15 protein-coding genes and 1 tRNA gene are annotated in these 14651 nt (G+C 36.1%); 3 read left to right on the top strand and 13 right to left on the bottom strand.

The genetic code is table 11. The features are described from left to right. Positions 1 to 182: 182 nt before the first annotated feature. The 10 genes from phoU to AC1DS7_RS11220 all read right to left on the bottom strand — a co-directional run bounded on the left by phoU (position 183) and on the right by AC1DS7_RS11220 (position 9680). Entirely contained in the window at positions 183 to 839 is a 657-nt protein-coding gene (phoU, locus tag AC1DS7_RS11265) for a phosphate signaling complex protein PhoU (protein ID WP_002015145.1), read from the bottom strand. Positions 840 to 1011: 172 nt separating this feature from the next. Next, a complete protein-coding gene (pstB, locus tag AC1DS7_RS11260) occupies positions 1012 to 1827 on the bottom strand; it encodes a phosphate ABC transporter ATP-binding protein (protein ID WP_476998977.1) in 816 nt (271 codons plus the stop codon). 28 nt (positions 1828 to 1855) lie between these two features. Beyond that, positions 1856 to 2722, bottom strand: a complete 867-nt coding sequence (gene pstA / locus AC1DS7_RS11255) for a phosphate ABC transporter permease PstA (RefSeq protein ID WP_002143148.1) — start codon at positions 2720 to 2722, stop codon at positions 1856 to 1858. Between the two features lies 1 nt (position 2723). Then, positions 2724 to 3674, bottom strand: a complete 951-nt coding sequence (gene pstC, locus AC1DS7_RS11250; RefSeq protein WP_002143149.1) for a phosphate ABC transporter permease subunit PstC — start codon at positions 3672 to 3674, stop codon at positions 2724 to 2726. Positions 3675 to 3701: 27 nt separating this feature from the next. Next, the gene (locus AC1DS7_RS11245; RefSeq protein ID WP_002143150.1) at positions 3702 to 4619 is read right to left on the bottom strand and encodes a PstS family phosphate ABC transporter substrate-binding protein; all 918 of its coding nucleotides are present in this window, start codon (positions 4617 to 4619) and stop codon (positions 3702 to 3704) included. Positions 4620 to 4849: 230 nt separating this feature from the next. Then, entirely contained in the window at positions 4850 to 4984 is a 135-nt protein-coding gene (locus tag AC1DS7_RS11240) for a hypothetical protein (protein ID WP_372488305.1), read from the bottom strand. A gap of 157 nt (positions 4985 to 5141) precedes the next feature. Then, a complete protein-coding gene (locus AC1DS7_RS11235) occupies positions 5142 to 7265 on the bottom strand; it encodes a peptidoglycan D,D-transpeptidase FtsI family protein (RefSeq protein WP_016100608.1) in 2124 nt (707 codons plus the stop codon). 109 nt (positions 7266 to 7374) lie between these two features. Then, positions 7375 to 8652 carry an MFS transporter gene (locus tag AC1DS7_RS11230; protein ID WP_431181696.1) on the bottom strand — a complete coding sequence of 426 codons (1278 nt, stop codon included), beginning with the start codon at positions 8650 to 8652 and terminating at the stop codon, positions 7375 to 7377. 122 nt (positions 8653 to 8774) lie between these two features. Continuing rightward, complete coding sequence (gene sodA / locus AC1DS7_RS11225) at positions 8775 to 9386, bottom strand: superoxide dismutase [Mn] (RefSeq protein ID WP_001052029.1); 612 nt, start codon at positions 9384 to 9386, stop codon at positions 8775 to 8777. A gap of 220 nt (positions 9387 to 9606) precedes the next feature. After that, positions 9607 to 9680, bottom strand: a tRNA-Ile gene (locus AC1DS7_RS11220). Between the two features lie 239 nt (positions 9681 to 9919). On the opposite strand from AC1DS7_RS11220, the gene yqgB reads away from it, so the two are divergent. From yqgB to ispG, 3 genes are all read left to right on the top strand, one after another. Further along, entirely contained in the window at positions 9920 to 10687 is a 768-nt protein-coding gene (gene yqgB / locus AC1DS7_RS11215) for a protein YqgB (protein ID WP_002034056.1), read from the top strand. 64 nt (positions 10688 to 10751) lie between these two features. Continuing rightward, positions 10752 to 11123: a hypothetical protein gene (locus AC1DS7_RS11210; protein ID WP_002088653.1), complete on the top strand. Its 372-nt coding sequence runs from the start codon at positions 10752 to 10754 to the stop codon at positions 11121 to 11123. A 165-nt stretch (positions 11124 to 11288) separates the two neighbouring features. Then, on the top strand, positions 11289 to 12398 hold the full coding sequence (gene ispG / locus AC1DS7_RS11205; protein ID WP_198285196.1) for a flavodoxin-dependent (E)-4-hydroxy-3-methylbut-2-enyl-diphosphate synthase: 1110 nt from the start codon (positions 11289 to 11291) through the stop codon (positions 12396 to 12398). 84 nt (positions 12399 to 12482) lie between these two features. On the opposite strand, the gene AC1DS7_RS11200 is transcribed toward ispG, so the two are convergent. Genes AC1DS7_RS11200 through AC1DS7_RS11190 form a run of 3 tightly spaced genes read right to left on the bottom strand, consistent with a single transcriptional unit; the run spans position 12483 to position 14513 of the window. Further along, positions 12483 to 12896, bottom strand: coding sequence for a Fur family transcriptional regulator (locus AC1DS7_RS11200; RefSeq protein ID WP_002015164.1), 414 nt, complete (start codon positions 12894 to 12896; stop codon positions 12483 to 12485). Between the two features lie 13 nt (positions 12897 to 12909). Then, the gene (locus AC1DS7_RS11195) at positions 12910 to 13743 is read right to left on the bottom strand and encodes a metal ABC transporter permease (protein WP_002015165.1); all 834 of its coding nucleotides are present in this window, start codon (positions 13741 to 13743) and stop codon (positions 12910 to 12912) included. Next, positions 13743 to 14513 (bottom strand): metal ABC transporter ATP-binding protein, encoded by a 771-nt coding sequence (locus AC1DS7_RS11190; RefSeq protein ID WP_002015167.1) that lies wholly within the window; start codon positions 14511 to 14513, stop codon positions 13743 to 13745. Before AC1DS7_RS11190 ends, AC1DS7_RS11195 begins: the two co-directional genes overlap by 1 nt. Positions 14514 to 14651 lie beyond the last annotated feature (138 nt).

The following is a 14651-nucleotide window of genomic DNA, read 5'->3' as shown; positions in this document are numbered from 1 at the left end:
AAAAAGAAAGCGCTTACCATTAACTTGGTAAAATAATTAATAAGACGTAACTAACATATATGTACTTATTTTTCCATTAATTATGATACATCTTATCATCATAGACTAAAGGAAACAATGAGCTTTTTTTGTCATGTTTTGACTAAAAAAAGCAGGTGATTTCTCATCACCTACTTTTCCCCCTACTCATTCAATAAATAATGCTTTCCTTTTACTACATAAAATACATTCTCGGCAATATTTGTAACATGGTCTGCTACACGCTCAATATATCTTGCAACAAAGGATAGTTGTGTAATTTGTGTAATCGCTTCTGGTTGTCCAGGGATAGATGAAATAAATTCACGAATCGCCTTCCCATAAATTTCATCAACTGAATCATCCATTTCAGCAATTTGTTTAGCAAAAGTTAAATTTTCTTGCTCATATGCTTCTAATGCTAAATTTAACATCTTATGAGCAATCTCAAACATTTCCTCAAGATTATGTAAACTAACAACCACTTCTTTTTCACCAAGACGAATTGTTGATTTCGCAATATTAACAGCATGGTCTGCAATACGTTCTAAATCTGTCGCTGTTTTAATTGAAATGAAAATTCTTCTTAAATCACTTGCTACAGGCTGCTGCTTTGTAATAAGCATAAGCGCAAGGTCATTTATTTCCTCTTCTAAATTATCCATGCGATAATCCCCATCAATGACTTCTAACGCTTTCTCTACATCCCTGTTGTGAAGACCTTCCATAGCAATCAATAAAGCTCCACTTGCTAACTCACCAAGCTCGATCACCTTTTGCTGTAACGTTTTTAAATCACATTGAAACTGTTCTCTTACCATCATTTCTTCCCCCTCAATATTATGTGCCATTTTATATAAATCCCCTACCCAGCCTCTTGTATGTTTATTAAGCCTTGAGAAAAGAGAAATATTACTCCCCTATTTAAAATGAGGTAAAAATGAGAAATGCCCTCTGTTAAGAGGGCATTTACTCTTAGCCTTGCTAGCAATATCAACCAAATCGTCCTGTAATGTAGTCTTCTGTACGCTTATCTGCAGGTGTTGTAAATAATTTGTTCGTATCTGTATATTCCACAACTTCTCCACTTAAGAAGAAAGCAGTTTTATCTGAAATTCGTGCTGCTTGTTGCATGTTGTGCGTTACGATAACAATACTAAAATCTTTCTTTAACTCCTGAATTAATTCTTCTACTTTTGATGTTGAAATTGGATCTAGCGCCGATGTTGGCTCATCCATTAAAATTACGTCTGGCTCAATCGCTAAGCAGCGTGCAATGCATAGACGTTGTTGCTGACCACCAGATAAACCGTATGCATTATCATGCAAACGATCTTTTAACTCATCCCAAATAGCTGCGCCGCGCAAGCTATTTTCAACAATTTCATCAAGTGTTTTTTTGTCACAAACACCATGGATTTTCGGACCATATGCTACATTTTCATAAATAGATTTTGGGAATGGATTTGGCTTTTGGAACACCATACCCACATGCGTACGTAATTCTTCAACCGGATATGATTTATCAAATATGTTTCGTTCTCTATATTCGATAACGCCCGTAGTTCGAACGATAGGCACTAACTCTACCATACGATTTAGCGTTTTTAAGTATGTTGATTTCCCACAACCACTCGGACCGATAATCGCTGTTACTTCATTCTCATGAATACTTAAGTTGATATCTTTTAAAGCATGGTCTTCTCCGTACCATAAATTTAAATTTTTCGTATCAAATACTATTTTTTTTGGTGCTGTCTCAATCTTTTTCTCATTTTTCACCTGTACATTTACTACTGTTGCTACCATTTGAATTCCCCTTTCATCCACTTCCAACTTATTTTCGATTTCGTAACCATAAGACAAATATATTTATAAAGAGCAACAATCCTAGCAAAACAATCATCCCTGCTGCTGCTACATACTGAAATTCTTCTTGCGGTCTACTCATCCAATTAAAAATTTGAATTGGTAAAACCGTAAATCTATCAAACATACTGAACGGAACATAATTTGCAAAGGCAAGGGCTCCAATGACTAATAATGGTGCTGCCTCACCAATTGCTCTCGATACCGCTAACGTACATCCCGTTACAATCCCTGGTAAAGCTACTGGCAATACAATTTGATACATCGTTTGCCACTTCGTAGCACCTAATCCGTAAGAAGCCTCTAGTAATAAGCTCGGTACAGTTCGAATCGCTTCTTGACTAGCTACCACAACAGTTGGTAAGACGAGTAAACTCATCGTCAGTGCCGCTGCAATTATGCTCTCTCCTAAATGGAGAGCGTATACGAAAATAGTTAACCCGAGTAAACCAAACACAACGGAAGGTACCCCTGCTAATGTTTGATTATTTAATTCTATTAACTTTTTAAAAACGGACTCCTTCGCATAATGCTCTAAATAAAGAGCTGTTCCGACTCCAAATATAAAAGAGACCGGTATAACAATGCTCATAAATAGTATTGTTCCTGACAAAGCAGCTACAATCCCAGCTTCTCTCGGATTACGTGAGGCGAAGTTTGTAAAGAAATCTATTGAAAGATAACTTATACCTTTTTCAAAAATTTGAAAAAGCAATATAAAAAGTATTACTACTGAAAACAAAATTGCTATATAAAACAAACACTTGTAAATCCGATCCTTTAAAAAACGCGATGCCATATTTTCTTGTATTTTTTTATGGTTTAACATTCGCATATTATGTCGCCCTCCTAAAACGGCGCATAATATATTGCGAAATGATATTCATAATAAAAGTAAACATAAATAACGTTGCACCTACAGCATACATGCTGTAATAAGTAATCGTTCCGTGCGGAGCATCACCTAAACTCACTTGTACAATATAAGCTGTTAATGTTTGAATAGAATGAGTCGGATCTATTGATACATTAGGTGTTGATCCAGCAGCAATAACAACAATCATCGTTTCACCAATTGCCCTGGAAGCTGCTAATATAATCGCTGCCATTATACCCGTAAAAGCCGATGGAAACACCACTTGTTTTACCATCTCAAAACGAGTTGCTCCTAGCGCTAATGAGGCTTCTTTAATTCCTTTTTCTACAGCTCTCATCGCATCTTCAGAGAGAGACGCAATCGTCGGTATCATCATAAACCCTATAACAATACCTGGACTAATAGCATTAAAAAACTGTAAATCTGGTATAATCCGTTGTAAAAGTGGTGTGACAACTGTTAACGCGAAAAAACCATATACAATTGTCGGGATACCTGCTAGTAGCTCTAACAACGGTTTTAATATTTTCCGAGCGCCATTCGAAGCGTATTCGCTTAAAAATACGGCACAACCTAAACCAATAGGAATTGCTACGAACATGGCAATTGCTGTTACAAGGATTGTTCCACATATAAGTGGTAATATACCGAACTTTGGATCTTCAAAAAAAGGTAACCATTCCTTTTCTGTCAAAAAAGAATACAATGATATCTTTTGAAAAAACATGATTGTTTCATTTGCCAACGTAATAATAATTCCAAGTGTCGTTACAATGGACACGCTAGCAATGGCTTTTAGTATTAACGGAACAATTCGATTGATTCGCTGCGTTTTTTTTCTTCTATTTGTATTTCTCTCAATCAAATGTTGTACAGAAAATGTAATTTGACTTTTGTCATTATGAGCCAAAGATGAAAACCCCTTTCCACCCTGACATTACCTTTTTATTTCTGTTAACATTCGCAGCTGTTCATTATATTTTTCTTTTGGTAATTTTACATATCCGACCTCTTCAGCAAGGCTTCCAACATGCTTAATCATAAACTCAACATAATTTGCTACATTAATTTTATTTCTGATAGATGCATGATTCACATACGTAAATAGCGGCCTAGATAATGGCTTATACGTACCCGACTGAATGGTCTCTTTCGTTGGAAATACACCATCCACCTGTATTGCTTTTACCTTATCTCGATTGGCCATATAATAAGCATATCCTACAAAAGCAATGGCATTTTTATCATTCATTACCCCTTGCATAATAACTTGATCGTCTTCAGATAAAGAAACCGTTTTTACAAGTCGATTATTTTGTAAGACAACATTTTGGAAATAATCATAAGTACCAGAGTCTACGCCTGGCGCATAAAATTTAACTTGTTCACGTGACCATGATGAATGAATTTGTGACCATCGTTTCAATCTTCCATTTTCACTCCATAATAGACGTAACTCATCTATCGTCATATTGTTTACCCACGTATTTTGACGATTCACAACAATCGTTAGACCATCATAAGCAACCTCAAATGGTGTAAATTGAATAGAGTTTTTCTGCATTGCATTTTCCTCTACCGGTTTCATCAATCTCGAAGCATTGTTTATATCTACTTCTCCTTTACTGAAACGATTAAATCCTCCCCCTGTCCCAGAAATACTAATAGAAATTTTCACGTTCGGATGGGCCTTTGTATATTCCTCTGCTACTGCCTCTATAATAGGAAAAACCGTTGAGGATCCATCAACTCTCACTTCTCCCATTTCATTTGTAGCGAATGCAGTAGACATATTAAAACAAAGGAAACATGTCGATAATGTCAAAACTTTAATCGATGCGCTCATCCATTTCACGTGTTCTTCCTCCTAGAAGTAACCGGAAATAACAGGATTACAGATATAAGAATACTGCTAAACTATTAATTCGGTTTTAATTGTTTGTAAAAGTTTTGTAAAGTTCCACAAAAAACAACTTTATACACAAACTTTATTTCCACTTTTGTACTTTAGATGCAGGAAATTTTCTAATCATCCATAAATTGAAACTTTAATCAGTGGGGGTTTTGTTCATCCCCCACTGATTATTAGCCCTCACCAATCAGGCGTTTACGGGCAGCAGGGCTCCCACCTAACTTCTTTGCTCCAGCTGATTTTGAGGTAGCAGTTTTACTGCCCTCAAATAGCGGGATAAAACTGCTATCTCCTATCACACACAACAAACTTAGAGCGTATGCACTAACCTTGTTGTGTTCATCGTTTTTGAAACTACATGTTTTTTCAACATTTTACGCTTGTCCACATTTACTAAACCATATGCATAAACCATAAAAAAAAGCACACTATCTTTTCAGATAGTGTGCTTTTTTTACAACCTTTTTATTCTTCATCTTGATCTTCTTTTTGATTTTTATTATCTTTTGGAGCTTCACCATTTATTTCTTGGTTTTTCAAATCAAAGTAAGCATCCATAATTTCACGACTAATATATCCATTAATACCAGTCTTATCATCATGTACCCACGGAACAACAACAGAGAATGCTACTTCTGGATCTTCGAGCGGGGCATAACCTACTAATGTTAAGTTATAAGTCTCCACACGCTGACCATCTGCTTTTTTACCAATCTCTTTATCTCCGCCATATACAGTTTGCGCTGTACCAGTTTTCCCTGCAGCTTTATATTTTGCACCTGCAAAGTATTTTGTAGCTGTACCACCTGTATCGTTAAACACTTGTCTAAATCCTTCTTGAACACGTTTAATTTGTGATTCAGGCATATCAACACGATTTAATACTTTCGGTTCCATGGATTGAACAACTTTTCCAACTTCCTCTGGCTTCGCCGATGGCTGACGAATTTCCTTTACAACTTGGGGTTGCATACGATATCCACCATTTGCAATCGTCGAAATATATTGCGCTAATTGAAGCGGTGTATACGTATCATACTGCCCGATTGATAAATCTAATAAGAAACCTGGTTGATTCCCTTTACCTATTTGACCAGCAGTTTCATTTGGCAAATCAATTCCTGTTTTCACACCAAGCCCAAACTGCCCAAAATAGTAACGCATAGTATCAAATGCTTTTTGCTGGATATCTAACGTACCGCCTCGTACGTATGGAACCTCTGCAATATTCATCGCTGTTCTAAACATATAAACGTTAGAAGACTGTTTTAACGCTGTAAGGTCATTAATATACCCCATCGTTTTCCAAGATGACTTCGTAGGTGTCCCTTTTAATTTAATTGGTTCATCTAACTGTACAGATCCAGGTTGAATTGCACCAGTTTGATATCCCGTAAGTACTGTCGCGCCTTTTACAGTTGAACCCATCGGATAAGAACTTGTCATCGTTCCTAATGCAAAATCCTCTACTTTCGTTTCACCGTCTTTATTTACTAATTGTTTCCCCGCCATAGATAAAACTTCACCATTTTTCGGGTTCATCATTACAACGAATGCACGGTCTAAAAGAGGCTCGCTCCCTTTAAATCTCATTAAGTTTTTTGTAAGAATTTCTTCTACGCGCTTTTGTAATTTCATATCAATCGTTAAATTCAGATCGTTACCTCGTTGTCCTTGTGACACATTAATAGTTTCTAAAATATTACCGTCTTTATCTGTAACATTTCTAACTTCAGCTTTTGTGCCGTGTAAACTATCTTCGTACTGTTGCTCAAGGTAACTTTTTCCTACGCGATCGTTACGATTATAATCACGAACAAGATAGTGATCTAATCTTTCTCTCGGTAACCCTTCATCAGAAGAAGTTACACCACCAAGTACACTTCGGAACATATCGTCATACTTATATTTTCGCTCCCAGTCAACATTTGTATCTACACCTGGTAATTTCGCTAAATTTTCACTAATAATCGCGTATTCTTCCGGTGTTGCATTTTTTTTAACGATTTGCGGCGTCATTGCATATCCGCTTTCCATCTTACTTTTGATCGCCAATATTTCTAAATCTTTTGCTGACAGTTGATTAATCTCTTCTTCTGTTACACGATTTCGTTGACGTTCATCTAGTTCTTTATCGTCAATTTTATTCGCTTTAAACTCTTCACGATCTTTTTTTGTGATTTTTGCTTCTGCTTCTTCTTTATGTAAAGCAAGCCAATAATCTTTCTTATCGCGATCTGTTAACTTATCTGTTGGGACTTCAATTAAATCTGCTAACTTTTTCGCCGTCTCTAAGCGATCTGCTGCAGTTGACCCCTTCATTTTTGTAAATGTAATTGTACGAATAGGCTCATTATCTACGACCGCTTCTCCATTACGATCAAATATTTTCCCGCGTGGTACAGGATTACTTATCGTTGAGTTTTCTTTTTTCTCAACTTCATTTTTATATTCCTCACCACGAACAATTTGTACGTATCCAAGCCTTACAATAACCGCGGAGAACATTAAAAACACGCAAAAAAACAACACGTTTAACCGAAAAGGAACGTGGGTCTTTTTCTTTTGTTGTTTCTGCTTCTTGCTCATACAAACCCCCTCTACCAACAGCTATGTAATGTGAAAGGGACACCTTCATACAGGTGCCCTCACTGCTGTCTTACATCTTTTTCTATTCTAGCATAAAACACGCGATAAGTTAACCTTCTGGTTCAGTTTGATTCTGCGTGCTTCCTTGCGCTACAACACTGGTTTTGTTCACATTCCCCTCATCATATTTGACATTTTTAACTGCAAAATAAATAAGAAAATGTCCAGCTCCTAAAATACATAGTAAGAAAGGTAAACTTTTTTCAGGCGGAAAAAATATGACAGCACATAAAAAACTTAAAATGGAACAAATTCTTCCGGCATTTAACCATAATTCCCTGACCACTATATATTCTACACGCCATTCTCTCGCCTGTTTTGCTCTACCAATTACATCGTATGTCATTGAGCCGTACGGAACGAGTAAAATCGGATATGCAACCGCAATACATGCTGCATAAATAAGTAATTTCGTATATGTAACATTAAAAATAACTAAAAATACGACCGCATATAAAATAATGCCACCAAGTAAAATTGCTTTTTTTCGCCATTCTTTCTTTAACATACGAGCAACTAAATAATAGCATACAAATGATACTGCAGAATTCACTAAACTATATTTCCCTAGTGCTAACTCGCTACCAGATGCTAAATAGACATATACCGAAATGACGAAAATAAACGTTCCCTCTCTCAAACCTTGGAAGAAATGAGCGCGCGTAATTCTTCCCCAGTTTTCATCAACTTGCCGCTCTTTCAATACTTGCACAATTTCATAGCGTCCTTCACATTCCCTCTTCGATAAAAAAAAGCTTAGAACGACTGCAACCGCAAATAGCATTAACGAGAGGAAGAAAACGACAGTATAACCACTCCATTTTTCCATACGTGAAATTGTATATCCTGCTGCTATCGGTCCAATCATTCCAGAGAACGATGTAAGAAGTCCTAGAAAACCGTTAAAAAAATCTCTTGTTTCTGGTTCTGTAATCTCAAATGTCAACAAGTTAAAAGCGAGCCAATAAAAACCATAACCAACTCCTAAAAGGGCTCCCATTAATAAAATATAGTGAGATGCACTTTTTCCCGCTACTAAAACGACGATAAAAAAAACAGCTAACGTGCCTACACCGATTCTCAATAAAATCGAGCGATCAATATGTTTCGCTAATTTCCCGCCCACAAGAAATGTTAGAGGCTGCAATACAACGCTGGCCAAATTATACAAGCCCAGATTCACATAATTTTGTGTTTGCTTCCATAAATAAATGTTTACAAACGTATTCGATAAAGAAATTGCGAGCGTGTATAAACCTCCTATAACGAGCAATAATACTAAATCCCGATTCACTTCAACATCACCGATTACATGTTTCCACTTCATACACAACTCTCCTTTACTTCATGTTCTAGTCTTCCAAAGACAAGCTCAATTATGTAAAAGGAGAACATAGAAAAAAGCTAGGAGAAAACCCCCTAGCTTTTTTCTAGCTATATTAACTTTAATTATTTTGCTTCTTGGTAAAGTTTTTCAGCAACGTTCCAATCTACAACGTTCCAGAATGCACCGATGTAGTCAGGACGACGGTTTTGGTAATTTAAGTAGTAAGCATGCTCCCAAACATCTAAACCGATAACTGGAGTTTTACCTTCAGTTAGAGGAGAATCTTGGTTTGGAGTGCTTGTTACTTCTAACTCACCATTATTTACTACTAACCAAGCCCAACCAGAACCGAAGCGAGTTGCGCCAGCTTTTGCGAATTCTGCTTTGAATGCATCGAAGCTACCGAATTTCGCTTCAATCGCAGTTGCAAGTTCGCCTACTGGTTGTCCCCCGCCGTTTGGAGATAGGATTGTCCAGAAGAATGTATGGTTAGCATGTCCGCCACCATTGTTACGTACTGCTGTACGGATTGCTTCAGGTACTTCGTTTAAGTTTGCAACTAATTCTTCAACGCTTTTGTCAGCTAATTCTGCATGACCTTCTAAAGCAGCGTTTAAGTTTGTAATATACGTGTTGTGATGTTTTGTATGATGGATGTTCATTGTTTCTTTATCAAAGTGAGGTTCTAAAGCATCATACGCATAAGGTAAATTTGGTAATTCGTGTTTTGCCATTGTTATATTCCTCCCGGTTTATGTATTGCCACTTAAGTGACATACAACTTCATTCTACCCTAATTGCCATAGGGTGCAAACAAATAAATCGCTTTGTCTTGCTATCATTAAAGTAGCAAAATTCCCACTTCTTTTCAATTAAAATGCTCATATATTCCGAAAAAAAGCTTCCTTCTACAAGGAAGCTTCCTGCTGACATAATAAACATATGAAATGGATATGGACCCTGTAGGACTCGAACCTACGACCGGACGGTTATGAGCCGTCTGCTCTAACCAACTGAGCTAAGGGTCCACGATTATGTATGTACCATTAAAAACAACTAAATTCCAATCAGGTATATCGTTTGAAAAATGTAAGATAAATTTACCATATACGAAAGAAAAGTGTCAATTGTATTTTTCTCTACTAAAAGAAGTAAATTAATAAGAAGGAATTTAGTCCTCTCTACTATATGTAAATATAATATATCTTGAGCTTCTCTAGATTCGTACGTTACAATGATTTTATACATACATAAAGGAAGTGAATCTATGTCCATTTTTACACAGCTAGCAAAAAGCGTATATTCGCCTAAAGATATGGCGCTTTTCCGTTTTCAAAAAATCGGTAAAACCATTTTGTATATTATGCTTCTTTGCCTAATCACTACTATTCCAAGAACTTTCTTGTACGGTAGCGTTATTCAAGATGGTGTTAACATGGTAAATAAAGTAATCGAAAAAGATTTACCTGATTTTAAAATTGAAAATGGCGAGCTAACAGCTGATATTGATCAACCTATCGAAAAAGAAGATGGAAATGCCCTTTTCGTATTTGATCCAAATTCAACAGACTTAGAAAAATATCAAAATAAAACAGGTTTATTTGTTTTAAAAGATAAAGTAGTCTCCATGGGGAATGGTCAAACACAAACATACTCCTATAATGACTTATTAGGCGCATCTCTTGAGAAAAAAGATTTACAAGATTTCATTTCGTTATTTGACAGTATTTATCCAATCTTATTATTCGTTATTGGGTTCTTACTGTACTTGTTCCAATTATTTATTACCTTTGTAGGAGTTACATTGCTTGCCTTCATCGGTTCTGCGATGAGCGGTCAACGCAAATTATCTTATAAACAAGTTTGGACATTAACTGCTTACAGCTACACAATTCCAACAATCTTCTTTATGATTATGGATTTATTCAAAATAAACGTACCTGGCGCAACATTCATTTACATTGCAGTTGTTTTAATCGTTCTATACTTAACAATTAAAGAAGTTCCAAAGCCGAAAGAAAAACAAGAACTATAAAAAATGCCTAAATAGGCATTTTTTTTTTGGACAAGCATATATTCCTAGCAAAGGAGTGAAGGATATGAAGAGATTAGGTGTACTCTTATTCGTGCTTGTCCTCGGTTATATATTTTATTACGACATAAAAATCGGTACTTTACCGATGTTAAGTTCATACAAAAAAACATCTGCTGCCCAAACGATAAAAAAAGAAAATACAGATACAAAACAAAATAAAGAGAAAGAAACAGAAAAAGAAAAAGAAACGGATACAGCTTATAAAGCAATCGAAGTAAAAACTGGCGATACCGTTCTTTCTATTACAGAAGCGATTAATAAGAAAAAAATTCCTTCTATTGAAAAAGTAATTGATGATTTTAAGCAATTAAATAAAAATACATCTGCTACAAAAATCCAAGTTGGAAAGTCTTATAAATTCCCCTTATATCAATAAGCAATCACTTAATCCTTGTCAATTACATAAAGGCGCTGATACAATAGTAAAAGTGAAACCGAGTACTTTGGTTTCTATAGCCCTTTCTCACACATACTATCATTGATGTAAGGGACTAAAATAAGAAACTTCTTTTATAAGGAGAGCGATCAATTCGTGAATGAAATGACTCAACGCACAAAAACACGTCCAGTTAAAGTCGGTAATTTAACAATTGGCGGTAACAATGAATTAATTATACAAAGTATGACGACAACAAAAACGCATGATGTTGAGGCTACAGTTGCTGAAATTAAACGTTTAGAAGAAGCTGGCTGTCAAGTTGTTCGTGTTGCTGTTCCAGACGAACGCGCAGCAAATGCTATTGCTGATATTAAAAAACAAATCAACATTCCACTTGTTGCTGATATTCATTTTGATTACCGCCTTGCTTTAAAAGCAATCGAAGGCGGCATTGATAAAGTACGTATCAATCCAGGTAACATTGGACGTCGCCATAAAGTAGAAGCTGTTGTAAATGCAGCGAAAGAGCGTGGCATTCCAATCCGTATCGGTGTAAATGCCGGCTCATTAGAACGTCATATTTTAGAAAAGTATGGATATCCAACTGCTGATGGTATGGTCGAGAGCGCACTGCACCATATTAAAATTTTAGAGGACTTAGATTTCCACGATATTATCGTATCAATGAAAGCCTCTGATGTTAACTTAGCAATTGAAGCATACGAAAAAGCTGCTCGCGCCTTTGATTATCCATTACATTTAGGTATTACAGAATCAGGAACATTGTTTGCTGGGACTGTAAAAAGCGCCGCCGGTCTTGGAGCAATTTTAAGTAAAGGCATCGGAAATACACTTCGTATCTCTTTAAGCGCTGATCCAGTTGAAGAAGTAAAAGTTGCACGCGAACTATTAAAATCATTCGGTCTTGCATCTAATGCCGCAACACTTATTTCTTGTCCAACTTGTGGTCGTATTGAGATCGACCTAATTAGCATTGCTAATGAAGTCGAAGAATACATCTCCACACTTAAAGTTCCAATTAAGGTTGCAGTACTCGGCTGTGCCGTAAACGGTCCTGGTGAAGCTCGTGAAGCTGACATCGGTATTGCCGGTGCACGCGGAGAAGGTTTATTATTCCGTAAAGGGCAAGTCGTTCGTAAAGTACCAGAAGAAACAATGGTAGAAGAACTGAAAAAAGAAATTGATGTAATCGCTGCTGAAATGGCTGCCGAACGAGAAAAAGAAAAAGAAAAACAAGAACAAGAACAATAAAAAGAAGGTTGCCACAATTTTTGTGAGCAACCTTTTTTTACATTCAAATTAAAAACTCGTCAGTTATATAACTGACGAGCCCTCTCATTTTGCACATTTTGGGCAACGACCATATATTTCAAACTTATGCCCCGTTACCTCATAACCTTTAAAATCTTTATTCATAAAATCCATCGGGCAGGAATTAATCTCTTTCGTACCACCACAATCTAAACAAATGAAATGATGATGATGTTCCATAATGGAGCATGTAAAACGGAAATGCTTTTCACCATTTAATTCCGTTTGCTCTAAAACACCGACTTCAGCAAAAACCGTTAAGTTACGATAAATCGTATCAAAACTAAGTCCTGGATAATCACCCTTCATATGCTCTAAAACATCTTTCGCAGTTAAATAACGATTATGAGCTGCGAATAATCTCAGCATCTCTTCCCTTTTCCCTGTATGTTTGTATCCCTTTTCCTTCATTAGGCGTAAAGCTTCTGTTAGATTCATACCTATCCCTACTTTATGCAGTTTTTTTCTTTTTCCATAAAATTGCACCAATTAAAATAAGAACCGCTATCATAACAATTGTACCACCTGGAGCTAAATCAAGTTGATACGAAGCAAACATTCCACCAATTACTGCAATTTCACCAAATAAAATGGAAAAGAAAATTGTTTGTTTAAATCCTTTTGCAATACGAATACTTGCTGCAACTGGTAACGTCATTAAAGATGATACGAGAAGAACACCTACAACACGCATTGATACCGCAATTACAAGAGCAACTAATATAATGAAGATAAAGTGAATCCACTTTGCACTTAAACCGGTTGATACAGCGTATTCCTCATCAAATGATAGTAAAAACAACTCTTTGTATAATAAAACAATCGTCGCAATAACAACAATTGCTACTATACCAATAATAATTAAATCCGCACTTGTTACAGCACTTACACTACCAAATAAATAACTAAATAAATCCGTATTGAATCCATTAGCAAGTGAGATGAAGATAACTCCAATCCCCATCCCTGCTGAAAGTATAATCGGGATTGCTAACTCTTGATAATGTTTATATACAGTACGTAATTTTTCAATTAGCAATGCTCCACCGATTGAAAAAAACATCCCCATATATAAAGGGTTTAAAAACCCACCGGTAAAGATTGTCTTTTCAAGTAATAAACTTGCTGCAATTCCTGATAACGTCACATGACTTAATGCATCCGCAATAAGCGACATGCGGCGAATTACAACGAACACGCCGATAAGTGGTGCGACAAGCCCTATTAAAATACCAGCGTATAAGGAATTACGTAAAAAATCATATTGTAAAAAATCCTGTATCATTATATCCTCCCGTGATGCCCATGTTCATGTTCTAAGCGATGAACATGATGTCCATATAAAATCGACATTTCTGCATCTTCTAACTCTCGGAATTTCTCTACATTCCCATGGAAATGTAAATGCTGATTCAAACATGCAACATGCGTCACCTTCTCTGTTACAGCACCCATATCGTGCGTAACAAGAATTAACGTAATTCCCAATCTTTTGTTTAAATCCTCTAGTATCTCATAAAAACTTGCCACATTTTTCACATCAATCCCAACAGTAGGCTCGTCCAAAATAAGCAATTCCGGATCACTTACAAGTGCACGAGCAATAAATACACGCTGTTGTTGTCCACCAGAAAGTTCTCCAATGTTGCGACCTCGAAACTCGCTCATACCTACATCAGCAATCGCTTTTTCTACTTTCGCATTATCGTCTTTCGTAAAAAAGCGAAAAAGCCCTTTTTTCGAAACGAGCCCCATTGAAACAACCTCGAAAACAGTTGCCGGGAAACCTGAGTTAAAGCTACTTGCCTTTTGGGATACATAACCAACTTTATTCCACTCTTTAAATTTCTTACTATCAATGCCAAACAATCTAATACTTCCTTGCTTTGGTTTTAAAACACCCAATAAGCATTTAAGTAAAGTCGATTTCCCTGAACCATTCGGTCCAACTAAACCTAAAAAAGCTCCCTTCGGAACTTGCAAATTAATATCTTCTAACACGTTGCGATCTTCATACCGAAACGTTAATCCTTCTATTTCCAATATATTATTCATAGCATCTCACCTATTTTAATTCAGAATGATTCCGATTTATCTCTATTTGAATTATAGTACAGCTTATTATAGTTGTAAACCAATCTGCCTAAAATATATTCTTTATTTCAAGAAATCTTATTATTATAACAAAAAGCA

It is taken from the genome of Bacillus sp. P4_E1 (assembly GCF_056401715.1).
This window is presented reverse-complemented; position numbering and strand designations above follow the sequence as displayed.

Bases quoted from the DNA above. Each gene is read 5' to 3' on its own strand.
- sodA (WP_001052029.1), bottom strand. From the start codon at position 9,386: ATGGCAAAACACGAATTACCAAATTTACCTTATGCGTATGATGCTTTA.
- AC1DS7_RS11195 (WP_002015165.1), bottom strand. From the start codon at position 13,743: ATGATACAGGATTTTTTACAATATGATTTTTTACGTAATTCCTTATAC.
- pstB (WP_476998977.1), bottom strand. From the start codon at position 1,827: ATGGTAGCAACAGTAGTAAATGTACAGGTGAAAAATGAGAAAAAGATT.
- pstA (WP_002143148.1), bottom strand. From the start codon at position 2,722: ATGCGAATGTTAAACCATAAAAAAATACAAGAAAATATGGCATCGCGT.
- AC1DS7_RS11230 (WP_431181696.1), bottom strand. From the start codon at position 8,652: ATGAAGTGGAAACATGTAATCGGTGATGTTGAAGTGAATCGGGATTTA.
- AC1DS7_RS11235 (WP_016100608.1), bottom strand. From the start codon at position 7,265: ATGAGCAAGAAGCAGAAACAACAAAAGAAAAAGACCCACGTTCCTTTT.
- ispG (WP_198285196.1), top strand. From the start codon at position 11,289: ATGACTCAACGCACAAAAACACGTCCAGTTAAAGTCGGTAATTTAACA.
- AC1DS7_RS11190 (WP_002015167.1), bottom strand. From the start codon at position 14,513: ATGAATAATATATTGGAAATAGAAGGATTAACGTTTCGGTATGAAGAT.
- AC1DS7_RS11200 (WP_002015164.1), bottom strand. From the start codon at position 12,896: ATGAATCTAACAGAAGCTTTACGCCTAATGAAGGAAAAGGGATACAAA.
- phoU (WP_002015145.1), bottom strand. From the start codon at position 839: ATGGTAAGAGAACAGTTTCAATGTGATTTAAAAACGTTACAGCAAAAG.
- yqgB (WP_002034056.1), top strand. From the start codon at position 9,920: ATGTCCATTTTTACACAGCTAGCAAAAAGCGTATATTCGCCTAAAGAT.
- AC1DS7_RS11210 (WP_002088653.1), top strand. From the start codon at position 10,752: ATGAAGAGATTAGGTGTACTCTTATTCGTGCTTGTCCTCGGTTATATA.